At 62.9% G+C, this 25265-nt stretch carries 17 protein-coding genes; 10 read left to right on the top strand and 7 right to left on the bottom strand.

What is annotated here, in order from left to right; all coding sequences use genetic code 11:
• Window positions 1–20 precede the first annotated feature (20 nt).
• Window positions 21–1058, bottom strand: coding sequence for a sialidase family protein (locus ACQY7R_RS09475; RefSeq protein WP_428305360.1), 1038 nt, complete (start codon window positions 1056–1058; stop codon window positions 21–23).
• Between the two features lie 447 nt (window positions 1059–1505).
• On the opposite strand from ACQY7R_RS09475, the gene ACQY7R_RS09480 reads away from it, so the two are divergent.
• Window positions 1506–4379, top strand: a complete 2874-nt coding sequence (locus ACQY7R_RS09480; RefSeq protein ID WP_428305361.1) for a zinc-dependent metalloprotease — start codon at window positions 1506–1508, stop codon at window positions 4377–4379.
• 236 nt (window positions 4380–4615) lie between these two features.
• Here the strand turns inward: ACQY7R_RS09480 and ACQY7R_RS09485 are convergent, their stop codons facing one another.
• Together ACQY7R_RS09485 and ACQY7R_RS09490 are read right to left on the bottom strand one after the other, a co-directional pair.
• Window positions 4616–5800, bottom strand: a complete 1185-nt coding sequence (locus ACQY7R_RS09485) for a glycosyltransferase family 4 protein (protein ID WP_428305362.1) — start codon at window positions 5798–5800, stop codon at window positions 4616–4618.
• Window positions 5801–5900: 100 nt separating this feature from the next.
• Entirely contained in the window at window positions 5901–6803 is a 903-nt protein-coding gene (locus ACQY7R_RS09490) for a class I SAM-dependent methyltransferase (protein ID WP_428305363.1), read from the bottom strand.
• A gap of 245 nt (window positions 6804–7048) precedes the next feature.
• Here ACQY7R_RS09490 and ACQY7R_RS09495 point away from each other — a divergent pair, with 245 nt between their 5' ends.
• The 8 genes from ACQY7R_RS09495 (at window position 7049) to ACQY7R_RS09530 (ending at window position 14784) form a co-directional block, all read left to right on the top strand.
• On the top strand, window positions 7049–8200 hold the full coding sequence (locus ACQY7R_RS09495) for a DegT/DnrJ/EryC1/StrS family aminotransferase (RefSeq protein ID WP_428305364.1): 1152 nt from the start codon (window positions 7049–7051) through the stop codon (window positions 8198–8200).
• Complete coding sequence (locus ACQY7R_RS09500; protein ID WP_428305365.1) at window positions 8197–9231, top strand: glycosyltransferase; 1035 nt, start codon at window positions 8197–8199, stop codon at window positions 9229–9231. Before ACQY7R_RS09495 ends, ACQY7R_RS09500 begins: the two co-directional genes overlap by 4 nt.
• A 33-nt stretch (window positions 9232–9264) precedes the next feature.
• Window positions 9265–10338 (top strand): dTDP-glucose 4,6-dehydratase, encoded by a 1074-nt coding sequence (gene rfbB, locus ACQY7R_RS09505; RefSeq protein ID WP_428305366.1) that lies wholly within the window; start codon window positions 9265–9267, stop codon window positions 10336–10338.
• Between the two features lie 126 nt (window positions 10339–10464).
• Entirely contained in the window at window positions 10465–11385 is a 921-nt protein-coding gene (gene rfbA / locus ACQY7R_RS09510; protein WP_152099774.1) for a glucose-1-phosphate thymidylyltransferase RfbA, read from the top strand.
• Window positions 11382–12293 carry a GNAT family N-acetyltransferase gene (locus ACQY7R_RS09515; protein WP_428305367.1) on the top strand — a complete coding sequence of 304 codons (912 nt, stop codon included), beginning with the start codon at window positions 11382–11384 and terminating at the stop codon, window positions 12291–12293. Before rfbA ends, ACQY7R_RS09515 begins: the two co-directional genes overlap by 4 nt.
• 135 nt (window positions 12294–12428) lie before the next feature.
• Complete coding sequence (locus tag ACQY7R_RS09520) at window positions 12429–13106, top strand: class I SAM-dependent methyltransferase (protein WP_428305368.1); 678 nt, start codon at window positions 12429–12431, stop codon at window positions 13104–13106.
• A gap of 3 nt (window positions 13107–13109) precedes the next feature.
• Complete coding sequence (locus ACQY7R_RS09525) at window positions 13110–13772, top strand: acetyltransferase (RefSeq protein WP_428305369.1); 663 nt, start codon at window positions 13110–13112, stop codon at window positions 13770–13772.
• Between the two features lie 64 nt (window positions 13773–13836).
• On the top strand, window positions 13837–14784 hold the full coding sequence (locus ACQY7R_RS09530; RefSeq protein ID WP_428305370.1) for a hypothetical protein: 948 nt from the start codon (window positions 13837–13839) through the stop codon (window positions 14782–14784).
• Window positions 14785–14896: 112 nt separating this feature from the next.
• Here the strand turns inward: ACQY7R_RS09530 and ACQY7R_RS09535 are convergent, their stop codons facing one another.
• Entirely contained in the window at window positions 14897–16873 is a 1977-nt protein-coding gene (locus ACQY7R_RS09535) for an ABC transporter ATP-binding protein (protein WP_428305371.1), read from the bottom strand.
• Between the two features lie 308 nt (window positions 16874–17181).
• Here ACQY7R_RS09535 and ACQY7R_RS09540 point away from each other — a divergent pair, with 308 nt between their 5' ends.
• A complete protein-coding gene (locus tag ACQY7R_RS09540; protein ID WP_428305372.1) occupies window positions 17182–19683 on the top strand; it encodes a phosphocholine-specific phospholipase C in 2502 nt (833 codons plus the stop codon).
• Window positions 19684–19792: 109 nt separating this feature from the next.
• Here ACQY7R_RS09540 and ACQY7R_RS09545 read toward each other — a convergent pair whose 3' ends face one another.
• The 3 genes from ACQY7R_RS09545 to ACQY7R_RS09555 are packed head-to-tail and all read right to left on the bottom strand — an operon-like array spanning window position 19793 to window position 24569.
• Window positions 19793–21070 (bottom strand): MFS transporter, encoded by a 1278-nt coding sequence (locus tag ACQY7R_RS09545; protein ID WP_428305373.1) that lies wholly within the window; start codon window positions 21068–21070, stop codon window positions 19793–19795.
• Window positions 21067–21699 (bottom strand): hypothetical protein, encoded by a 633-nt coding sequence (locus ACQY7R_RS09550; RefSeq protein WP_428305374.1) that lies wholly within the window; start codon window positions 21697–21699, stop codon window positions 21067–21069. The genes ACQY7R_RS09545 and ACQY7R_RS09550 overlap by 4 nt, the downstream gene beginning before the upstream one ends.
• A complete protein-coding gene (locus tag ACQY7R_RS09555; protein WP_428305375.1) occupies window positions 21696–24569 on the bottom strand; it encodes a TIGR03032 family protein in 2874 nt (957 codons plus the stop codon). Before ACQY7R_RS09555 ends, ACQY7R_RS09550 begins: the two co-directional genes overlap by 4 nt.
• Between the last annotated feature and the right edge of the window lie 696 nt (window positions 24570–25265).

Genomic DNA, 25265 nt, shown 5'->3' on the forward strand with positions numbered 1-25265 from the left:
CGATCAGTCTAAGTAGCCCATCATTTCGGCGTCAGCCGAACCTGAGCAAGGTAGATGCTCGTCTTACCCTCGTGACTCGAGTAGTAGCTCACCCACAGGACGCCGTCACGATAGACGAGCCCCGGATAGCTGGTATCGCCGCCGCTGGGGAGCGAAAGCAGCGGAATGAGCTTGCCCTGCTCGACGTCGAGGAGGGCAATGTCGGTTGTCGGCTTCCCTTCCCGAATGATGCGGCCGGCGGCAATCCATTCGCCAGTGGGAAGTTGTAGGAGGTTCGGCCCGCCGAAGAACTCGTGCAGGTCGGTCCACTTCCACTGCTCGTAAGGCGCCTGGCTGACTCCCAAGTATGCGGAATTGACGGCAGGTTTGCCGTCGCGACGCTGCAGACAGTAGGCCGTGCCATCGCCGGCGAAGCGGATCACCGCTTCCGTGGGATACCCCTCGCCGAATAGTTTCGCCACGAGCGGCGTGAACTTCACGCCGTCGTCGCTCACCAGGAGTGACGCCATCGGGTGCTCTTTGGGCGCCGCGTAGCTGACGCCGTAGGCTTTCCCATCGCGCCATGTGACGCGCCACAGCCAGCGGCCCGGCTCAACGACAACTTCAGGCTTGGTCCACTCGCGACCATTGTCGGAGAAGGCGACAAACGAGCCGGTCGGCGCCGATGCGTGATCCTCCTTGCGAGGCGATACGCCGCCGAGCAGCATCAGCCGCCCGTCAGGGGTCACCGAGAGACTGGCGTCGCGGAGGTCTAGATCGGGAAGCGTAAGCGTCGCCATACGGCTCCATTTCTCGCCGTCGAGCGATGTGAGGACCGCGATTCGGCCATCGGTGGAGACATGGCTGCGCCCTTGGCGGAACGCGCAGATGAACTGATTTTGCCAGTAGATAAGATCAGTGAACGCGCTGTGGGGGGCGTCGTCGGCGAGCTTCTGCACGTTGATCAGCTCGGCCCGCAGCGGCGAAGAATCAGCAGCCGAATCAACGGCCAAGAGGCGCGGGGCGGGCAGAAGCAAGGCGACCAGAGCGAACGCGAAGGGAAGTCGTTGGTACAGCACTGAGGGCCTCGGGGGTTGTCGCGGCTGGACGAGATTAAGCGAGCTTTCGTTCTATCTCCGAGGGAGCTCGCTCGACCAACCTAGCCGTGTCTGGGAGCACTGCTCAAGGGGCCTTGAGATCCCCACTCGATCGCGGGCGACGGCCAGCGGCTGTTCCCGCCCGACCGGTTCTGAGGCGAATCTGTCGGAATCACCGCTAATCTGACGAAAAATCAGCCGGACTCGGCCGTTTTGATCGTTACGAGCGAACCCCTAATTTCGGCGTCCGTAGTGGACTAAATGGGTCAGCCAGAGAATATTGAAGGAGACTGCTGCTCCGTCTGGCGACTTTTTGCGGGCCGCCGGCGAGCTTCCTGCCAGCCTGGCATGCCCGTTTCGCCTCCTTGGGCGCCGCAAAAAACTCAGACGCCGTGACGGCGTCTCCCTATTCATCGTAAGGAATCAAGCATGAGGGCTATTGGATTGGTCGAGCGACTCCGACGCGGAGGCTTGCTGTCTCTCTCCTTACTCGCCGCGACGGTTGCAGGAGCAATCGCCAGCCCGGCCGCACTAGCCGCTGAATCTGCGCCAGCTCGTCCGTCGAAGTTCAAAGACTTCGCCGAGGTGACCAAGGACGCAAAGAAGATCGAAGGCTTGTTCGATCTCTACCAAGATGAAGAGCACCTCTACGGGGTGATCAAGGGGGGTGACTTCAATCAGCCGTTCCTCGCGCCGATGTCGATCGCCCGCGGCGCCGCGTCGGCGGGCACCGCGCTCAACTTCGGCGAGCAATGGGTCGTCTCGTTCAAGCGCGTCGGCGATCGCGTCCAACTGATTCGCAAGAACCTGCGGTACGAAGCCCCCAAGGGGACGCCGCTCGAAAAGGCCGTTCAACAGAACTACACCGACTCGGTGTTGATGGCTCTGCCGATCGTCAGCGACAACGCCCCCGGCGGCGGCGTGCTGATCGACTTCGGCGACATCTTCCTCACCAACTTCGCCAACCTGCCGGTCGGCGGGCTCGATCGGAGCCGTTCGAGCTGGCACAAGGTGAAGGGTTACCCGAACAACGTTGAATTGCAGGTAATGGTCACCTTCGCCGGCAGCGGCATGGGCCGCTCGTCGATGGCCGGTGATTCGGGAACGATCGACCCGCGCGGCGTGACGATGGTGCTGCACTACAGCCTCGTGAAGATGCCCGACGGCGGCTATCGCCCGCGCTTCGCCGACCAACGCGTCGGTCACTTCCTGAGCGCGACCAAAGACTTCGGTTCTGAAGATCCGGACACGCAGTTCGTGCGGCGGATCAACCGTTGGCGCCTGGAGAAGGCGAACCCCGAGGCCGAGCTCTCGGCGCCGAAGAAGCAGATCGTGTGGTGGGTCGAAGACACCGTTCCGCACGAGTATCGCCCCTTCGTCGAAGAGGGCATCCTGGAGTGGAACAAAGCGTTCGAAAAGGTTGGCTTCCGTAACGCGCTGAGCGTTCGCTGGCAGAACGACCGCGACGAGTTTGATCCGGAAGACGTCAACTACTGCACATTCCGCTGGATCACGACGCCGATGACGTTCGCGATGTCGAACCTCCGTTCGAATCCGATCACTGGCGAAATGATCGACGGCGACGTCATCTTCGACGCCAGCTGGATTCGCTTCTGGAAGCAAAATCACGCTTACCTGGTCGGGAGCCGCGGTTCGGATGGCGGAGACGACAAGGACGATGACGCGATTGTCGCGGTCGGCGAAATCGTGAGCCCGATCATGGCGGCTCGCTACGGCTACGGCCTGCCGGCTTCGCAACAGCGGATGCTGCATGCCCACGGCCCGAACCACAGCCACGGCGGTAAGAAGTCGATGGAAGTGGTGCCGGAATCGTTCAGCTCGTTCCAGGCCGCGCTCAACGAGCAAGCGGCGGCGAACGGCGGCTGTGCGGCGTGCCAGTATTCGAACTCGATGCAGGATCAGTTCCGGATGGCGGCCATCGCGTTGGCCGGACGCGCCAGCAACAAAGACGGCAAAGTGCCGGACGAGTTGATTGGCCAAGTCATCAAGTCGATTGTCATGCACGAAGTCGGCCACTCGCTCGGCCTGCGGCATAACTTCCGCGCTAGTGCGATGCTCGACCTCGACGAAGTTCACGACACGGCGATCACCCACGAGAAGGGTCTCGTCGGCAGCGTGATGGATTACACGCCAGTGAACATCGCCCTCGAAGGGCAGAAGCAAGGCGATTATGCCACGACGACGCTCGGCCCGTACGACTACTGGGCGATTGAGTACGCCTACAAGCAATTCTCGGGCAGTGAGAAGGACGAGCTGAAGAAGGTCGCCGCTCGGTCGCCGGAAACGGGTCTCGAGTACGCGACCGACGAAGACCTCTACATGTCGAACGATCCGCGGGTCAATGTCTACGACCTCGGTTCCGACACGTTGGAATACGCCAAGCAGCGGATTCAGCTTTCGAACGAAGTCCTGAAGGAGATGGAAAAGAATCTCGTGAAGGACGGCGATTCGTGGGCGCGGCTGCGACCGGCGTTCTTGACGGTGCTCAACCAGTATGGCGACGCCGCCTTCCTGGCGACGCAGTATATCGGCGGTCGCGAAATTTCGCGCGACGCCCGTGGCGGCGAGAATGCCCACGACCCGATCACCCCGGTGAGCGGCAAGAAGCAACGCGACGCCCTGAAGTTCATCGCGAAGAACATTCTGATCGATGAGCCGATCCCGATGCGGCCGGAGCTGCTCCGTCGCGTGACAACCGAGCATTGGTATCACTGGGGCGCCGACATGGAAATGTACGCCGGCAAGGTCGGCATCCCGTACTACGCTCAGGTCGAAGCGATCCAGAACATTCCGCTGTCGGAAATGTTCGGTTCGTCTGCCCGGCTCGAACTGATCGAAAGCAACGAAGCGATGGTCGACCCCGACCAGAAGCCGTTGCAAACAGCCGAGGTCTTCCGGACCTTCACCGACGCGATCTGGTCCGACCTGAAGAAGATCGAAGAGCCTGAAGATGGCGAAGACGCGGTCGAAGTGAAGCTGTCGAAGGTTCGCCGCAATCTGCAACGTCGCCACCTGCAGTACCTAGTCGACATCACGCTCGGCCCGAAGGGGTACGGCGGGATGCCGCTCGCGTACGCGATGTTCATGGGCGGCGGCGACCAGTTCCCTGCCGAGTCCCGCAGCCTGGCCCGGCAGCACCTGAAAGAGATTCACCGCGTCGTGGGCGACACGCTCAAGAACGACGAAGTGAAGCTCGATGAACTCTCGCGGGCGCATCTGGAGGAGATCAACGATCAACTGCAGAAGGTGCTTGACGCGAAGTTCGAAGCGGGCGGCGTGTAGGACACGCTGAACGTCACCGGTAAGTAACGCGAAACGCCGGCAGTCGTCACGAGACGATTGCCGGCGTTTTTTGTTTTGCAATGAGCTCTCGCGAACTCATGCTGAACACATTCTAGCCCTGGGCTTCGCCCGGGGGTCGCACCACAAGGGGCATTCTCAATCGGAATAGAAAACTACCCCCGGGCGGAGCCCGGGGGTAGGGATTCGTCGGTCGCGAATTCTCGCGCCCGATCTGTTCAGGCAGCGTTGATCGCGCCCGCAATGCGAACCGGGCTGACAGCCTCCCGACGTCGCGGCTGCGTGGCGGCGACGATCGCATTGGCAAAGTCTTGCGCCGGACTTAGGCTGTGGCGCTTCCGCACCGCCTTCGCGGCGTTCGCGCCGATTTCTTGCCACTCATGCCGACGTTGCCACGCGCGTTCCAGGGCATCGTCGACGAGTTCGACGGTCGCTGCGGCGGCGATGAAGCCGCTATGGTTGTCGTCGATCAGTTCGGCCGCACGACCGACGTTGGTAACGATTGGCATTCGGCCGCACATCATCGCTTCGATCATCGCGAGCGGGTTGCCCTCGTAGCGTGATGGAAGAATGAGGCCGTGATTGCGGGCCCAAACGGTTTCGATGTTATCGACGAAGCCGCCGAGCTTCACGGTCTTCTGCAGATCGTAGAGCTTCACGAGCGACTTGAATTGCTTCAGGCTGCCGCCGTCGCTGCCGTGGAGCGTCAGTTCCAGCGGACGTTGACGCCACTTCGATTGCCGCATCACCTGCAGCAGGACGTCTTGCGCCTTCGATTGGAAATGGACGCGGGCGACGCACGCCAGCTTCCAGGGGTTCGTCGCCACGGGCCAGGCGGGCGCGGCGTCGACGCTCACGTTGAATGGGTTATCGACGATCTCGGCGTCGGAAAGATCAACGCCCAGGTTCGCTTCGAGAATGTCGCGGTTTTGCGCGGAGACGAAATAGCAGCGGGCCGCGTTGGCGTAAGCAGTCCGTTGCGATTCGGCGTTCCACGGATCGGTCCACTGGTAGGGGCTCGCCGCTTGGACCAGGATGCCGTAGGGAATGCCCGCTTCTTTACAGGCGTGGGCGACTTGCAGATCGTCCATGTGGTACGAGACGGAGATCAGCACGAAGTCGGGCTGAGCCGCGCGGAACCACTTCAGCAAGTTGTAATTCGGCGACCGCATCTTCCGGAGCAGCTTCCGAATCCGCCCGCCAAAAAACGGACCGCGACGGGGAGTGACTTCAGCGCCCATATCGAGCAGCGGCCGCAGTTGCTGCGGCACGTAGCGACGCTGCCGGAACTGGAGACAGGCCTGGTGTCCATCGCGCAGCAGCGCCTCAGCGGCGGCGCTCCAAAGTTCTTCGCTGCCGCCCCACGACATACCTTGTAGGGTGGAATAGAAAGCGATACGCATGCGATAGATTCCTGAAGTCTGTCTTCCTGATTTCTTCAGACGACGCCGATGGGAGGCGGGCCAACGAGGCGATCCGTTCCGCCTTCATCCATCTGCCATCTCACCCCGCAGCCGCCAAACGCATTTTCGTCCGCTTGCGAAGCACGACGACCGTTTGGAAACCATGGTGGGCGCCGGGCGCGATTTCGACGATGTCGAACCATTTGCCCCAGCAGCGGCGAATGTAGTCGGTGTGAGCGAACACGTTGCAGTTGTGTTCGATCGAGTCTTCGTTGTAGGTAAACACCATTCGCTCGGCGGGCATCGGCTTGCCGCGTTCCCAAGCCGAGGCGAAGCTGGGGCAGTTGGCAAGCGTGCGGCGGACGCCGGTGTGCTCGTCGAGGACGCCCCAGGTGTGTTCGGAATGAATCGTCAGGAAGGCGTAGCCGCCTTCATCGAGGACGCGGTGGATTTCCGCGAGCCAGCCCGTTTCGTAGCTGTCGATGTGGGTGAACACCGACATGCCGACGCACAGCGTCATGCTGTTGTCGGCGACTGGGCAATATGGGTAGGGGCTGACCTTCACCGCCCGCACCGACGGGCCGAAATGCTGGTCGACCCAAGCGACGTGATTGACGTTCAGCTCGGCGATCGTGACGCTAGCAGCGCGATCGGCCAAGATGACGTGACGCGCAAAGCGACCGCTGGCGCCGCCGAAGTCGAGCACGCGGCTCAGCGCGCTGTCCGGGATCATCTGGCGGATGACCTGCATGTCTTCGTACCCCGAGAGCCAGTACGAAAGGTGGCGATCGTCGAAGTACCCTTCGCGATCATCGGTTGCGGGAATCGGCACCTCGTCGCGCACCATCGCGTCGCGTACGGCGGGGTTCTTTAGCAGCGGCGAGAAATGCTTCTCGACGGCGTTCACCTGCGCGGCGTTGCAGAGCAGATCGCGCGGAAGGCCAACGGGGTCGAGATGTTGTCGGCGGGTTTCAAACCAGCTGGGCGAGTGGGCGCCTGCCATAGGTGTTCCGTCAGTTGAAGCAGGAGGTGGGCACAGGTGCTTGGCGAGCATGCCCAAATAGATTGCCTGGAGGGCAGGGGGGAATATGCCGAAAAGTAGTCGGATAGACAAGATCATTGGCTCGAAAATCGTCGAGCTAGCGTCTAAAAACCTGATCCGTATTGCTCGTCGAAAACATCTCCGTTACGTTACTCGCCGCATTCGGCCTTTAGCGTTTTCTCCTTTGTAGCTAGTAACTTACGCCCATGTCGCGTCGCACGCCGCACTTCGCCGAACCGCTTCACGTCGGGCGTCCGAACATCGGCGACCGTGAGCGATTACTAGAGCGATTTATCGACTTATTAGACCGTCGTTGGCTGACCAACGACGGACCCTATTTGCAAGAGTTCGAACAGCGGCTTGCCGAGTATCTGGGGGTGCGTCATTGCGTCGCCGTATGCAACGCGACGATTGGCCTGGAGCTGGCGATCCGGGCGCTCGACATGACGGGCGAAGTGATCGTCCCCTCATTCACCTTCCCGGCGACGGCCCATGCGCTGGCTTGGCTCGGCGTGACGCCGGTATTCGCCGACGTCGATCCGACGACCCACACGCTCGATCCGGCCGCAGTGGAACGGCTGGTGACGCCGCGGACGACCGGCATCCTGGGCGTGCATGTCTGGGGGCGTTCTTGCGACGTCGCAGGACTCGACGACGTCGCCGAGCGGCACGGATTGAAGGTGCTGTACGACGCGGCCCATGCCCTGGGATGCACGCAGCGCGGGCAGATGCTGGGCAACTTTGGCGACGCCGAGGTGTTCAGCTTCCATGCGACGAAGTTCGTCAACGCCGCCGAAGGGGGCGCCATCACGACCAACGACGACGATCTCGCCGCCCGCTTGCGGCGGATGCGGGCATTTGGCCTGGAGCGGGGCGAAGTCTGCGACGTCGGCACCAACGCGAAGATGAACGAACTCTCGGCGGCGATGGGGCTCACCTCGCTGGAGAGCGTCGACGACTTCATCGCCCGCAATCGGATCAATCTCGCCGCCTACGAGCGGGCGCTGGCAGGCATCCCCGGCGTGAGACTGCTGTCGCCGCCGCCGTTTGAACAGAGCAACTGCCAATACATCGTCGTCGAGGTCGAGGCCCGCGACGCCGGGCAGACCCGCGATCAGCTAGTGGCGAAGCTGCACGAAGAGAACGTGCTCGCCAAGAAGTACTTTTCACCGGGCTGCCACCGGATGGAACCGTACCGCGCGGCGCACGAAGCGACGGGGAGACGCCTCCCCCAGACCGATCGGCTGTGCGACCGCTTACTTCAACTGCCGACTGGCACGGCGGTGGACGAGTCGATGATCGCGAGCATCGGCACGATACTCGGCAACCTGGCGATTGGACGGCGGAGGGCGGCGTGAGCGAGCAAGCAGGCGGAGAAATCAAGGTCAGCGTGTGCATGGTGACGTACAACCATGAACGCTACATCGCGCAAGCAATCGAGAGCGCGCTGGCTCAGCGGGTCGACTTTCCGCTGGAGATCGTCATTGGCGAAGATTGCTCGACCGACCGCACCCGCGAGATCGTCCGCGATTTCGCCCGCCGTTATCCGGAGACCATCCGCCCGCGGTTGCCGGCAAAGAACCAAGGGGGCTCGCCGAATTTCGTCAACACGTTCGCTGAATGCCGTGGTAAGTACGTCGTGATCCTGGAGGGTGACGATTACTTTCTCAACCCGAATAAGCTGCAGATTCAGGCCGACAAGCTCGACGAGCGGCCCGACTGGGCGATCCACTTCCATCCGGTGAAGTGCATCTATTCCGACGGAATCACCGGCGCCGACGTGTGGCCCGACAACTTCGATCGCGAAGAAGCGACGATTCACGATCTATTCGAAGATAACTTCATCCCGACCAGCGGCTGCATGTTCCGGAACCGGCTGTTTGATCGGCTGCCCGATTGGTTCACGCAGACGAATCTTGGCGACTGGCCGCTGAACATCCTGAACGCCGCCCACGGCAACATCGGCTTCACTAAGGAGCCGATGTCGGCCTACCGCAAGCATGCCGGCGGGCTGTGGACCGGAATGGACCGTGGGCGGCAGCTGATGCTGACGTTCCGCATGTTTTCGATGATCGACCACCACTTCGGCGGCAAGTACCGCGATGAAATCTACAAACATCGCTACAATACGCTCCACTGGCTGATGCACGAGGTCGACCAGGCGCGCGTCGTCAATCAGTACGTCGAGGGCCTGGAGAGCGACAACCGTCAGCTGACCGAGCTGAACGAACGCTACGAAGCGATGGTCGACATGACCTCGTATCGCGTCGTGCGGGAGATCATGCGGCCCTGGAAGCAGTTCCGCAGCCGGCTCGACAAGTTCCTGGGTCGCGAAGTTCCGGAAGAACCGCCCCAAGATTTAGCGACGCGGCTGAAGCGGGCCGCCTAAACTTCGATTGGCAGGCCCCGACGGCTGGAGTGCATGACTCGAACCTACCTCATCACCGGCGGCGCCGGCTTCATCGGCAGTTGCCTGGTTCGACAAATCATCGCCGAGGAACCGGCGACGCGCGTCGTCACGCTCGACAAGCTGACGTATGCGGGGAATCTCGATTCGCTGCAGCCTGTGATCAACGAGCCGCGGCATCGCTTTGTGCAGGGCGATATCGCCGACGAAGCGCTCGTCGCCGAGTTGCTGAAGACCGAACAGCCAACCGCGGTGATTCACCTCGCGGCTGAGTCGCATGTCGACCGCTCGATCGACGGGCCAGCGGCCTTCGTGCAGACGAATGTCGTGGGGACGTTCACGCTGCTCCACGCGGCCCGCGACTACTGGCGAGCGCTACCCAGCGAGCGGCAGCAGGCGTTTCGCTTCCTGCATGTGTCGACGGACGAAGTCTTCGGCTCGCTCGGCGATGACGGGGCGTTCGTCGAGACGACGCCCTACTCGCCGCGATCGCCCTACTCAGCGTCGAAGGCGGCGTCCGATCATCTCGCGCGGGCCTATCACCACACCTACGGCCTGCCGACGCTGGTGACGAACTGCTCGAACAACTACGGGCCGTACCAGTTTCCGGAGAAGCTGATCCCGCTGATGATCCTCAACGCGCTCGAAGGAAAGCCGTTGCCGGTGTATGGCGACGGACTCAACGTGCGCGACTGGCTTTACGTGGAAGACCACTGCCGGGCGTTGCGGGCCGCGGCGGAGCGAGGCGTGCCGGGCGAGACCTACAACATCGGCGGCAACAGCGAGCGAGCCAACCTCGACGTGGTGCGGCTAATCTGCCGGCTGATCGATCACTTGCGGCCCGATTTGCCCCATTTTCCGTGCGACTCCTTAGTGAATTTCGTCAAGGACCGCCCGGGCCACGATCGCCGCTACGCGATCGACGCCACGAAGATTCGTCGGGAGCTGGGCTGGGAACCGCAGCGAACATTTGAGGAAGGGCTCGCGGCGACGGTCGCTTGGTATCTTGAAAACGGGGAGTGGATTAGCCGGATTTCTAGCGGCGACTATCAGCGCGAGCGGCTGGGGCTGGCGGGCGAATCGCGGTAGACTGACGCAGCGCGTCGCATCGGTAAAAGCCACCGGCTCCGCCGGTGGACGATGTGCCGCCGAACTCGCCATTTACTCCGTCCACCGGCAGAGCCGGTGGCTTTCATGCTCAGTTGATCCGCCGCCATGTCGCACGCCACGTACTTCAAGAAGGGAATCATCCTCGCCGGCGGGGCGGGGACGCGGCTCTATCCGCTGACGCGGGCGGCGAGCAAGCAGCTGCTGCCGGTGTACGACAAGCCGATGGTCTATTACCCGCTGTCGGTGCTGATGCTTGCCGGCATCCGCGAGGTGCTGCTCATCTCGACGCCCGAGGACATCGGCGGCTTCCAACGCCTGCTCGGTGACGGTCGCGAGATTGGCCTCTCGATTCAGTACGCCGTTCAGCCGCGGCCTGAAGGCTTGGCTCAGGCGTTCATCATCGGCCGCGAATTCGTCGGAAACGATCACTGCGCGCTTGTGCTCGGCGACAACCTCTTCTACGGCCAAAGCTTCCACGCGATGCTCATGGACGCCGCGGGCCGCAAAGAGGGGGCGACGATCTTCGGCTACCCGGTAAAGGACCCACAGCGTTACGGCGTCGTTGAGTTCGACGGCGACGGCCGCGTCCTGTCGCTCGAAGAGAAGCCGACGGCGCCCAAGTCGAACTACGCCGTGCCGGGGCTTTACTTTTACGACAACACGGTCGTCGACATTGCGGCGAATCTCAAACCCTCGCCGCGCGGCGAACTCGAGATCACCGACGTCAACCGCGTTTACCTGGAGCGAGGCGCCTTGCGGGTCGAGCGATTCAGCCGCGGCTTCGCGTGGCTCGATACCGGTTCGCATGAAACGCTGCTGCAGGCGGCTCAATATGTGCAAACGATCGAAGCCCGCCAGGGGCTTAAGATCGCGTGCATCGAAGAGATCGCGTTCCGCAAAGGGTTCATCGACGCGCAGCAGCTTGAGCGGCTCGGCAGCGCAATCAACAACGATTACGGCCGCTATCTGCTCGATGTGCTCAAGGAGCCGCTGAATCCTGACCACATCGTCGGCGGGTCGGCATGAGCGCCGCCGCTGGCTACGCGAGCCGGGCGTATGCGGAGTCGCTTAGCGAATTCGGCGAAGTGGTCGAATTGCCGCGATCGGGCGGATTCTTCCTCGGGCAGGCGATTCCCGGCGCCGCTGGGCAAGACGCCGTGGGCCCTTACCCGTTGCTTGCGTGCCGCGACTGGAACGAGTTGGACAACGACCTCGCCGCGCTCGCGGATCGATTCGTCTGCGTTTACGGCGTGACCGATTCGTTTGCGGAAGCGTCGCCCGAATTGCTTGCGGCGACGTTTCCCGATGTTTGCTACGCGTACAAGCAGCACTTCGCGACCGACCTCAGTCGGCCGCTTGATGCGATCGTCGATAGTCACCATCGCCGCAACATTCGCAAAGGGCTGAAAAACGTCACGGTGCAGAACGTCTCCCCCGAAGACGCGGCGGCGTTGCAGGCGTGGCAAGGGCTCTACGATTGTCTCATCGAGCGGCACGGCATTCAGGGCATTGCTCGTTTCTCAGCCGAGTCGTTTGCGAAGCAGTTCGCTGTGCCGGGGTTCCAAGCATTCGCCGCTGCCGATGCGGAGGGAATTTGCGGGATGACGCTCTGGTATGTCGACCGCGGCGTCGCCTACTACCATCTCGGCGCCTACAACGAGCGGGGCTACGGCTTGGCGGCGTCGTTCGCGATTTTTTCAACGGCGCTGCAGCAGTTCGCCGAACAAGGCGTGCGGTGGGCGGCGCTCGGCGCCGGCGCCGGGACGAATGCCAGCGATTCGGGGCTGACGCGGTTTAAGCAAGGATGGTCGACCGAGACGCGGCCCGTTTATCTCTGCGGGCGAATCTTGCAGCACGAGACTTACGAGCGGCTTGCAGCCGCGGCGCCTGCAGGAACGAAATTCTTTCCCGCCTACCGCGCACCGCGTCCCTAGCCCCGGGCTCCGCCCGGGGTCGGTGTGAAGCAGGAGCGACACTCCATCGGCATGGTGCGCGACCCCCGGGCGGAGCCCGGGGCTAGAAGTGCGGCCACGAGCGGTGTTTAGGGCTCAACCGAAAAACTTTGCCGGTTGTCAAACGCCCGCCACTTTGCGACAACGCTACGGATGGAGCAGGTCGATTATCAATCGCTGATCGAGCATTACGAAGGGTGCCTGGAGCGGCATGGCGACACCCATTTGGGAGTCGATTGGCCGAACCCCCACGACGCCGCGACCCGCTATCGCGTGATGCTCGAACTTCTCGGCGCCGACGCCCAGCAGCCGGGCGTGAGCCTGCTCGACTTTGGCTGCGGGACAGCGCACCTGTGGCAGTACATGCAAGAGCAGGGCAGCGGCGACCTGCGGTACATCGGGCTCGACGCTTCGCCAAAATTCGTGGAACTCTCGCAGCAGAAGTTCCCGGGCGTGGAGTTCCACTGCCTCGACGCGCTCGCCGACGCGGCGCCGCTCCCCGAAGTCGATTACATCGTGATGAACGGCGTCCTTACCGAGAAGCGGGGCATGACGTTCGACGCGATGTGGGACTACACGCAGCGGTTGCTCGAACGCGTCTTCCCTGCCGCCCGCCGCGGCTTGGCGTTCAACGTCATGTCGAAGCATGTCGATTGGGAGCGGGACGACCTGTTTCATCTGCCGTTCGATCAACTCGCGGCCTTCCTGCGGCAACGGCTGAGCCGGCATATCCGCTTCCGCGCCGACTACGGACTCTACGAATACACCACGTACGTTTATCGGGAACCGAGGTAAACCATGGCCGACGTCGTCATCTTCGGCGTGAAGGATTTTGCCTCGCTCGCCCATTTTTATTTGCGGCACGATAGCCCGCATCGCGTCGTGGCGTTTACGGTCCACCGCGAGTTCTTGCCGGCAGAGGCGGAATTTGAGGGGCTGCCGGTGGTGGCGCTCGAGGATCTCGAACAGCGCTATCCGCCGAGCCAGGTGAGCGCGTTCGCGCCGATGTCGCACCGCAAGATGAACCGACTCCGCGAGGGAATCTACAGTGACCTGAAGTCGCGCGGCTATGAGCTAATCTCGTACATCAGCAGCCGGGCGACGACGTTTCCCGAGCAGCAAATCGGCGACAACTGTTTTATTTTGGAAGATAATACGATTCAACCGTTCGCGTCGATCGGCGACAACGTCGTCATTTGGAGCGGCAACCACATCGGCCACCACTCGACGGTCGAAAGCCACACTTTCATCACGTCGCACGTCGTGATCAGCGGGCACTGCCGGATTGGCAAGTATTCGTTCCTCGGCGTCAACGCGACGCTGAAGGACCAGATCACGCTCGGCGAGGGAACGCTCATCGGCATGGGGGCGAACATCACCAAAGACACCGAGGCGTGGTCGCTCTACAAGGCCGATGCGACGAAGGCGTCGAAGGTGTCGAGCGCCGACATCGATTTCTAAGCCGACGAAAACTCGCGCAGCGTGCTCGCCGCTCGTCGCGCCGTGAACGGAATGGATGCGAACCATGGAATGGGAAAAGCTCGGCGTGGTGTGGCAGCCGGCAGGCGAAGCGGAGTGGGCGCACACGCATGCGACGCTCCCCGTCGTCGACGCGAGCCGACCAGGAGAGTGGCGCGTCTATGTAAGCACGCGCGACGCCGCAGGCAAGTCGCGGATTGCGCGGTTGCGGGTCGATCTCGCCGCCTTGAGTGAGAACCAGCCGCCGCAGGTGACGGCGTTCGATCCGCAGCCGGTGCTTGAGTTCGGGCCGGCCGGTTCATTCGACGACAGCGGCATCATGCCGTCGTGGCTCATCAACCACTGCGATGAACAACGGCTCTACTACATTGGCTGGAACGTCGTCGGCACAGTACCGTATCGCCTATCAATCGGCATGGCCGTCAGTCGCAACGGTGGCGAGTCGTTCGAGCGGTATGCGACTGGGCCGCTCATCGATCGCAGCCTCGACGAGCCGTTCTTCGCCACGGCGCCTTGCGTGATGCAAGACGGCGGCCAATGGCGGATGTGGTACATCTCGTGCACCGGTTGGCAGCTGATCCACGACCGCTGGGAGCCGAGCTACCACGTGAAGTACGCCGAGTCGCCCGACGGCATTCACTGGCGGATCACCGGCCGCTCGTGCGTCGAGGCGGCCCACGGCGAGGCGATCGGCCGGCCCTGCGTCTTCCGCCGTGGCACCGGCTACGGGATGTTTTACTCGTATCGCTCAACGACCGACTACCGCACGCGGCCGCAGCAGGCCTACCGGCTCGGCTACGCAGAATCAAACGACGGCATCGAGTGGACCCGCCGCGACGATGCAGTCGGCATCGCGATGGGCGATGCGGGATGGGACTCGGAGATGATGGAGTACTGCTGGGTGCAGCAGCAAGGTGCGAAGACCTACTTGCTTTACAACGGCAATGGGTTTGGCAAGTCGGGCTTCGGCATCGCGAGACTGAAGCAGGCATGAGCCGCGCTTAACCCTAGCCCCTGGCTCCGTCAGGGGGTCGGCTTGCCTACCGGTAGGCGTGGTCCTGCGTAGGGGCGCCCCCGGGCGGAGCCCGGGGCTAGGAGTCCACCACCTACGCTGCGCGCGATTCGTGCTTCACTTGCTCGATCTTGCCATACTCCACCCGCACCACCTTGTCGGCGAGCGACAGCGTGCTCTCGCGGTGGGTGATCATGATCATCGTCTTCTCGCGGCCGTAGTCGTCGAGGGCGTCGTGGATCAGCCGTTCGCTATCGACGTCGATCTGGCTGGTCGCTTCGTCGAGAATGAGGATGTCGGCGTTCTTCAAGAACGCACGGGCGAGCGAAATCCGCTGCCGTTGGCCGCCGCTGAGGCGTTGGCCATTGGCGCCAACGACGGTTTGGTAGCCGTCGGTGAAGCCGCTGATAAATTCATGGGCCCGCGCGAGTTCCGCGGCGGCGATCACTTCTGCTTCAGTCGCATCCCAGCGGCCGTAGCGAATGTTGTGGAGGATCGTTTCGTTGAAGAGCTCGGTCTGCTGCGTGACGAGGGCGATCTTGCGGCGAACTTCGCTCAGCGGCAGATCGCGAAGCGAGACGCCGTCGATGAGCACCTCGCCCTCAACCGGATCGTAGAAGCGGCACAATAGGCTGATGAGCGTGCTCTTGCCGCCGCCGTTCGGACCGACGATTGCCAGGTGCTCGCCCCGTCTAACGGTAAGGCTGACATCGTCGAGCACCTGCTGCAGGCCGTCGTAGCTGAAGCTGATGTTGCGGAACTCGACCTGCTTGTGCGTCGCAGGAAGCAGCTTCGGCGCCGACGGTTCCTTGAGACCCGAATCCATTTCGAGCATCGGGTAGAGCAAGTTGGCGGCGGCCATACCGGTGTTCAAACCGGTGATGACGCCCGACAGCTTCCGCAGGGGATCGGCCGCGGCGATGAGGGCGCCGAAGAAGACGGTGATGATCGCCGGCTCGAAAGGCGTGTCGGTCATCGGAATGCCGAAGATCGACGTCGCGCGGAAGATCACGAGGTACGACGAGACGCACAGGCCGGTGCAGAGCATGCCAATGCCGAGCAGTTCGGTGATCGGGCTCGACAGCGTGTTGTAGAACGTCGCCATGAGCGCCGTCCGCTTTATGGCGCCGGTCGCCTCGCGGAAGCGTTTGCGCTCGAAGTCTTCCATCGAGTAGGCCTGTACCGTGTTGAGGGCGTTGAAGACCTCGATCATGATGTGGTGGAAGCCGAGCGAGCGATCGAGCACGCGGTACGAGAGCGAGCGGATGCGGCGATTGAGGTGCAGCATCAGGAACGCCGCGAGGGGCGCGAAGATCAGCGAGGCCAGCGTCAGCCGCCACGAAATAAACGCGGCGAGGATGAGGCAGGTGATGATCCGCAACGGCTCGGTGACGGCGCCGCCGTAGAAGGCGGTGATCCCCTGCGCCAACATGTCGGTCGTATGCGTGATGTGGGCGGTGAAGCCGCTGACGCCTTGCTTGTTGAATTGCGGTCGATCGAGCGCGAGCGCTTTGTTGAAGACGCGGCTCCGCACGTCGCGGGCGATGCTCTGGGAAACGTACGCCACGAGCATCTGGTTCATCACGGCCAGCAGCTGTTTTACGGCCGTGGCGGCCACGATGACGCAGACAACGAGCACGACTGTTGCGAACGGCGTGGAAGGCATCCAGCGCTCAAAAATTGGCTGGATGCGGCCGGCCCACTCGGCCGTGAGCCTGTCGCGCGTGATGAGCGCATTCGTTTTGCTGCGCTCAATTTCGAGCGTTTGCCGCTGACCAGGATTCGCCGCTAGAAGCTGCTTTTCGATGTCGGCGAGGTCAGCTTCGTGCGTCGCAAGATCGGTCTCGGCGCGATCGATCCGCTCCTGATTCCACGATTGGAGCGACTCGCCGTTGAGCGTCGTCTGAATGATCGGAAAGAGGGCCGCGATGTTCAGGCTCCACAACACCGCCACGGCCAGCGAGCATGCGATTGCCGCGGCCAGCACCGTTTTGTGTCGCGATGCATCTCTCAGCGCCTGCGCAAAATACTTCATCTCAACGACGGCCTCCGTGCCTCGCCGCGTCGTCATGACGCGACATTCGTACCTGCAATTTGCGCAACATGTGAAGTCGACCTCTCAGGCGGCGCGGGGGTAGCTTAGCGTTAGGGGGGTGAACGGCCAAGCGCGAAATGCCGCGGGCATTGCTCGACAAGCCTTCATGAACGGATATTACGCTGACAGACGCATGCAGGCCGCGAGAGGCGAACTGAGAATGCCGCCCAAATTGCGCACATCGCCCTACTTCAGACGGTGCGGCCGAGCAATCATAATAGATGGGGCGACGGCGGCCGGCCTCGCTAGCATCACCAAGCGAACTGATTCGAGAACCCTAGCTGATGGATACGCGACGAGAGTTCTTCAAGAAGGCGGCCTTCCTGTCTGGCGCCGGCATGTGGGCGGCGCTGCATGGGTCGATCGAGAAGGCGCTGGCGATCGCGCCGGAGCCAGGGAGCACCTACCTCGACGCCGAGCATGTAGTGATCCTGATGCAGGAGAACCGCTCGTTCGACCACGCATTCGGCACGCTCCGCGGCGTGCGCGGCTACAACGACCCGCGGGCGCTGACGCTAGCGAACGGCAACCCGGTGTGGGTGCAGACGAACAATGCCGGCGCCAGCTACGTGCCGTTTCGGCTGAACATCAAAGAGACAAACGCCACTTGGATGGGTTCGCTGCCCCATAGCTGGACCGATCAGGTCGACGCGCGCAACGGCGGCCAGTGTAACCAGTGGTTGCAAGCAAAGGCATCGGGGCACGAAGAGTTCCGCGACATGCCGTTGACGATGGGATACTACGATCGGGATGACATCCCGTTTTACTACGCCCTGGCCGACGCCTTTACGGTGTGCGATCAGAACTTCTGCTCGTCGCTGACCGGAACGACGCCGAACCGGCTCCACCTATGGACCGGCACAATCCGCGAGCAACCGTCGCCCGACTCGTGGGCCTGTGTACAGAACTCCGACGTCAACTACGATCGTGAGGCTAGCTGGAAGACGTACCCCGAGCGGCTCGAAGCGGCGGGAGTGCCCTGGAAGATCTATCAGAACGAGACTAGCGTCTCGACCGGCCTGTATGGCGAAGCGGAAGCGTGGCTCGCCAACTTTACCGACAACCCAATCGAGTGGTTCACGCGTTACGGCGTGAGGTTCTCGCCGGCTCACAACCGCTACCTGAAAGCCCACGCGAAAGGCCTGCGGGAAGAAATCGCCCAGTTGGAGAAAAAGCGCGCGGCGAAGACAATCAGCCTGGAGGAGGGCGTCCGCCTCGGCGCCGCACGGGGCGAACTGATCACCGTGAATGCGGAGATCAAGAAGTGGAGTGCGGCGAACTTCAAGAAGCTGCCGCCAGAGCAGCAACGCATCCACGAGCGGGCATTCACCACGAATAGCGGCGATCCGGGCTACCACTCGGTCGTCGAGATGGCGTACGACGATCAAGGGACGCCGCGGACGATGGAAGTCCCCAAGGGGGATGTGCTCCATCAGTTCCGGCGTGACGTGGATAACGACACGCTGCCGGCCGTCTCGTGGCTGGTGGCGCCGGAGCGATTCTCCGACCACCCCGGCTCGCCGTGGTACGGGGCGTGGTATCTGGCCGAGGTGCTGGAGATTCTTACGCGGCGGCCCGAGGTGTGGAAGAAGACCGTGTTCGTCCTCACGTACGACGAGAACGACGGCTACTTCGATCATGTGCCGCCTTTCGTGCCGCCAAAGCCTGGGGCGGCGGACGCGGGCAAGGTTTCCGACGGGATCGATGCGGCCGTTGAATACGTCACCCGCGAGCAGGAGTCGAAGCGGAAGGGTCCGGATGATTGCCGCGATAGTCCCATTGGGCTTGGCTACCGCGTACCGATGGTCATCGCGTCGCCGTGGAGCCGGGGCGGGGCGGTTTGCTCGGAGGTTTTTGATCACACTTCAGTGCTCCAGTTCCTAGAACAGCTGCTGGAGCACCGCACGGGGAAGCCGATCAAGGAAACGAACATCAGCGAGTGGCGGCGGACTGTGTGCGGCGATCTCACGTCGGCATTCAAACCGGAGCCGCCGACGGGCGCGGTCGAACTGCCGTACCCCCACCGTGATGCGTTCTTGGAAGGGATTCATCAGGCGCAGTTCAAGGCGCCGCCGGCAGACTTCCACGCGTTGTCGGCCGATGAGATCGCGGCGATGCGGAAGGAGCCGAACAGCAGTGACGTGATGCCGCGGCAAGAAGCAGGACAGCGGCCGGCGGCGCCTCTGCCGTATGAACTCGCCGTCAACGGCGCCGTTGATCCGCAGACGGGGGAACTGAGTATTAGCTTCGCGGCTGGAAACGAACGCTTCGGCAGTCGTTCGGCCGGCGCGCCGTTCATCGCCTACAGCCGGCATGGCGATGACTTGCGGGTGCGGAACTACGCCGTGAAGGCTGGCGACGAGCTTGCGGATGCTTGGGCGATCAATGAGTTTCCACACGACCGTTACGACGTGGAAGTCTACGGCCCCAACGGGTTCTATCGTCGCTACCGTGGCGAGGGAGTGGCATCGCCGGTGGAAGTGACGCTGGTCGAACCAGCCTCTTCTTCTGGTTCGAAACGTGCCGCCGGATCCGTTGAACTTAAGGTTCGTAACGTCTCGCGCAGTCCAGAGATCGTGTCAATCATCGACAATGCGTATGGAGCGACGCCAATCGAACGCGTGCTGCAAGCGGGCGAATCGTTTGTCATTCCGATCGATCTGGTGGCGAGTGATCGCTGGTACGATCTTTCGGTGTTCGTCGACGGCGGCAGGCCATTTGAACGGCGGTTTGCGGGGCGAGTCGAGACGGGGGAGTGGGGACTGAGCGATCCGGCGCTTGGGTAGCGTGTACTGCGCACCCCATGGCCAACAAAAGCCACCAGCTTTGCCGTTGGACGCTGCTAGTTTGAAATTGCGTCTGGCGTACTACGTCCACCGGCGGAGCCGGTGGCTTTTATGTTCCTGCTGCAGCGAGCGAAGGTCGGGGAACGAACCACGCGGCGAGGCCGAGAATCAGCACCGCCGGGGCCAACGCGTAGAACATCGCGTTGTAAGAGGCAGTGCGGGCGAAGCACTCGGCGAACAGCAGCGGACCTACCGCGGAGGCGAGCACGGTGAGCAGCTGCGCAGCGCCTTGGATGAGGCCGAGGTGGCGGCGGCCGAAGAGCTCAGGCCAAATGGCGAAGAAGACGACCGTTACCATGCCGCCGGCGGCGCCCATCAGCACGGCGTTCGAAAAGAGTTCCGAACGCCCCGTGACCGAGGGAAGCCACAACAGCGACGCGCCGTAGAGGCCCATCGCCAGCATCATCAACCCGCGGAGCGACCACTTCCAGCCGAGCCAACCGCCGACCAGTTGCGTGGCGAGTCCGACGAACGTGGCAATGATCAGCGTCTTGTGATAATCCTCCGCGGTGAAGCCGAGCTGCTCGACGATCGATTGGTTGAACAGTCCAAAGCCTGAGTAAACCAGTCCGTAGATCGACGTGGCCAGTGCGAAGACCCAGAAGGCGGGCGTTCGCAGTGATTCGGAGAGGGTCAGGCCCATGGGCGTGGCTTCGACCGCGTTCGCATCATCAGGTTTCACGCCGACGCTTTCGGGCGTGCTGCGAACGAGCAACCATGCCGCCGGGGCGAACCCCGCCAGCAGGACGATGCCGATTTCTCCCCAGGCGGTTCGCCAGCCTTGAGCTTGCACGGCATAGCCGACGAGTCCGAACGCCACGACGAACATGAAGCCGACGAGCAGTGCATAAACGCCCATCGCGATGCTAATGCGGCGCTGGAACCATTTGCCGACGAGCGCAATGCTCGCCACGGAGAGGGCGCTCTGGCCGATGGCGCGGGTTGCGGTGATCAGTAGGAAAAGCATGAGAGTCGTTTCAACGCGGCTGATACCGAGGACGACGGCGCCGAGGCCGAACACGAGGACGACGAGCACCAGCCGTGCCCCGCTGCGATCGAGCCAGCGTCCCACAGGCAAACAAAAGAGGGCCCCGATGAGCGTCGCCCACAGATTGATCTGAGCGAACGTCGTGCGATCGAGCTTGAGATCGGCCAGCAGCGGTTCGGTGATGAGGCCGAGCCCCTGCGTGCGGCCGGGCAACGTCGCGAGCATCATCAGCGCGGCGGCGAAGACGTTCACCCAGCCGTAGTAGAACGGCGTCCACGCGACGAGGCCGGAGCGTGAGGGTGAGGCGAGAGCCGACGGTTCGGCGTTCGAGGCGGTCATACGGCGTGATCCAGGCGGGGGCGTCGGCTCAGCAGCCACGCGGCGGGGAGGGCGATGAACAGCACGACGCCGGCCCAGCGAATCGGTCCCGATTCGAAGACGACCATGCCGTTGAACACAATGAACAACATAAACAGGTGGAGCGTGCGACCGATCCACGCGGGCCTGTCAGCATACCAGCGGGGGGCCGCCCACCATACCGCCGCGTCGAAGGTCCACCAGAGCGTGAAGAAGTAGGAGACAAATACCCCCTCGCCGACGCCGCTCGCCTGACGGGTCGTTTCGAACGCATGGGCGTGCGACCAGCCGTGGAAGTAGTGAAACGCCATCGCCAGATGGACGAGGAAGACGACGACGCCCCAGGTCCAGCACCAGCGGGCGACTTGGCCCAAGCGCGTGCGGATGGCCCAATCGTCGCGTTGCATCCGCATCATCATGAAGAGCGCTGCGGCGTACCATGCCAGAGAGAGTCGCACCGTGTTGCGGGTGAGCGCATCGGCAACGTCCGTCGCCGCGAGTCGCGTGAGGCCGATCGTTGTCGCTAGCGCGACGGCGCCGCTGATCGCCAGCAGCCCGTCGATGCGAGCGCTGCGGGGAGGCCGTTCCGTCGGCGCGGCGTTCACGTTCATCGCCCTGTCGCCGTGAGGAGGAAGTGCTCGAAGTCGCGGACTTCGGCGTCGTCCTCGTAGAGCACGCCGCACTTGGCGAGAATCTCGGCGCGGATCGCTTGCCGGAGCGCGGCGTTCGTGCCGAGTTCCAGCGCGCGAGCAATATATGCCTCGCCTGAGTCGACAGTTAGCGAGCTGATTCCCATCTTCGCGTAAAGGGCGTGCGTGATGCGGCTGCGCATGAGTTCGCCGGGCCAAGTGACGATCGGCGTGCCGACGGCGAACGCTTCGTAGCTGGTGTTGCCGCCGCCGAACTGCGGCGGATCGAGCATCACGTCGGCAAGGGCGAGCAGTTGCAAAAAGTCTTCGTTAGGCAGCGCCGGCAAGAACTTGATGCGATCGACCACGTCGGGCATGCTGCGGGCGAAGCGCTCGCGCAGCAGCCGCGTCCAGTTGGCCGTGCGGCCTTCGATGAGCGCCAACTCGCCGTGCGGATCGCGCCGCAAGATGCCGGCAAGCTGTTCGTCGAACGCCGGATGGAACTTGAAGAGCGTTTGCGGGCAGATGTAGAGATTCGCATCGGGCGAGAGGCCAAGATCAGCGCGACTCTTCGCAGGCGTCGCCAACTGCGGTCGGTAGTAGTAGGTGGCGAGGTTGGGCAAGCGAACCAAGCGTTCGGTGTAGTGCCCTTCGCCGCTGGGGCCGTCGAGTTCTTTGCCCGACAAAAACAGGTCCATTGTCGAGCTGCCGGTCGTCACGGGGTGGCCCCACGTGACGGCCTGCACGGGCGCCATTCGCGAGAAGGCGAGCGTGTAGCTGAGGGCGTCCATGCCGACATCGGCGAAGAACAGCAGATCGAGCTCTTGGTCGGCGATTAACTGGCGAGCCGCAGCGACGTCGCGGTTGATTTCGACGTATTTGTCGGCCACCTGGCGGAAGCGATCGGCGAGCGCGTCTTGATGCCGGCCAACGGAGAGGACGACCGTTTCGAACTTGTCGCGATTGAGACGCTCAATGCGGCCGATGTTGAGCCGGCCGATCGTGTGGTCGCGGAAGTAGGCGGAAAGGAAACCGATCCGCGGGCGGGGACGCGACTTGTCGACCGGTCGCCCTCGCGTGAGATCGACGCCGCGGTAGATGCGGCCGAGGTTGGCGTGGAGGTCGCGATCGTTCTCGCCTTGGTAAGCGGCGAAGAAGTTTGTCGGGACGAGAGTCGCGGTGGTGTCGATCGTGACGCCGTCATTGACGACCTGTTGGACGCGCGCGAGCAGACTCTCGCGGCGATGGCGAACGTCTTCGATTGATTCGTAAACGACCGGCAGCGCCGTTGCGATGAGGACGTGGTTCACCGGCGCCGGCTGAACGCGCTGGGCTTCTTCGAGGCGTTGGCGACCTTCGTCGACGCGACCTTGCGCGACGAGGAGGTAACCAAAATTTTGCAGGGCAGGGCCGAAGGTCGGGTTCGCTTCGGCCGCCAGGCGGTAGCAGTCGAGGGCTTGCTCTTGCTGACCGGCGTCTTGCAGGGCGTTGCCGAGATGGTTCCAGGCTTCCGCCGATTGCGGCCGGGCCGCCGTGGCGCGTTGGAAGAGCTCGATCGCCTCGCCGATGCGGCGTTCCCGCTGCAGGCGGAGGGCCTGATTGAGCACCATTTGGAACTGGGCGTCGCTGAGCGTAACGTCGCTGCCGCCGAAGGCGTGAGCCTCGGACGTCGGAAATGCGGGGCCGCGATTACCGCTCGCTGCGGGGCGACCGCCGACGGTGGAAGTTGCGGCGAGCTGTTCGACCTGATCGGGGCGCGGCACGAGCCAAATATCTTGAGCGCCATCTTGATCAGGCCGCGGGCCGCAGAGCGAGGCGCAGACGGTGTTCTCGAGCACTTGGACGTCGAAAATTTCTTCGACGCCGGATTCGAACTCGAGCGAAGCGACCGGCTTGCCGGTGCGGAGGTCGACGACGCCGACGCCGCACTTGAGTTCGTGGCGATGCTCGGCGATTGGCACGCCGCCGAAGACGGCCGTCTCGCGGATTTTCGAGAGACCGATGAACGCGAACGGGCCGCTGAAGCCTAGCCCGCGGGTGTAGCCGGGCATGCCGGCGACCGCATCGCGACGACCGCTCGCGGGGTCGACGACTTCCAGCGTGCCGAAGCCGGAGTTGAGCACCCACAGCCGCTCGCCGTACCAGCGGGGCGAGTGGGGCATCGCGAGGCCATGCGTCACGGGCTGGCCGCTGACGACATCGAGGATCACGCCGCTCGTGCTTTTCGTCGGTCGCCAGCCGGCGGCGGTGTCCGTCTGCGACATCATCGAGACGAAGCGGGGCCGGCCGCGATCCATCGCGAGGCCGTTCATGTGGCAGCGATCTTCCCCGGCGAGGTTCGTGATGAACGACGGCCGCCAGCGGGGAACGAAGCTGAAGTCGTCGTGGAGCGTCGATAGGCAAGAGAAGAGCGTGTTGACGACCCACAACTCGTCGCCGCGATCGCCGCCCCAGGCCATCTCGTGGCAGTGGATGCCGCCGGTGACGTGAGCGGTGCGGGCGAGGTAGCAGCCATCGTAGCGGCCGGCCGGCTCAATGCTGGGGGCGAGCTGCGCGTTGTTTCGCAGGAACCAGATTTGTCCCTTGGCCCCGACCGCGACCTGCTGCGGCGAGACGGCGACGCCCATCGCCTGGTCGAAGTTGTGGAACGAGAAGTGGAGCTTGCCGTCGGCGAGGCCGATCGACAGGAGCTTGCCCGCCTGGTAGGTCGAGACGAGCAGCGAACAGCGGGCCTCACGCAGCACGTCGACGAACGAGGGGGAGTGGCGAAAGCGGACCTCGCGCCAGCGATCGGGAGCTTCGTTTTCGGCGGCGGTCGCGTCGGGAGTAGAACTGGAGTCGGGATTCGCCATGGCGGAGGATTCTGGGTGTCGTGTCGCTTGATGTCGTGTCGCGTGTCGCATTGTGTCGCAAAGTCGATTTTTCGCGACACGAGCTGGCAATTTAGGCAAAACGCCGCTGTAAGTCTACTTCACCGTTGATGTTACGATGCGGCTGTTTGCGGCCTATATGTCGCCTCGGTGAACGGTTTTGGCAGTTCCCCGGGCCCGGGCGCCCAGTGCCACTGCTGGCTTGTCTAACAGTGTGACGCGGGCACACGGGGCGCACTGCTGGGCGAGCCAGCAGTGGCACGATTGGCCACCAATTGACGCCGTCCGGGATGGCGTTACAACGAACCTGCAACCTAACAAAGTGAGTGGCCGATTTCAGCAACGAAGTTTTTGTTTTTTGACGCGGCCAATTTCGTTGCTTGACGTGCGAAGATCGTGTGGACGATCGCGACAGCATACAATCGGCGGCATCATTGCAAGCCGACTTTCCTCACAGCCGCGCGGCGAGAATTTCTGATGCTTCCTTCTTCCAGAACGCCCGAAGGGGATCCAGGTCACTGCGAGGTATGCGGGAGCCGCTTTCGGATTGAGCCGTCGCTGACGCGGGACGCGCCGTGTCCTTGTTGCGGGAGCTTGGTGTGGTTTCGTCGGCGAGGCGAAGCTCAAGGCGCGGCGAGTGTTTCCATCCCGGCATCCACAATTGCCGGCAAAACACCA

Source organism: Lacipirellula sp. (assembly GCF_965279485.1).
GTDB lineage: Bacteria > Planctomycetota > Planctomycetia > Pirellulales > Lacipirellulaceae > Lacipirellula.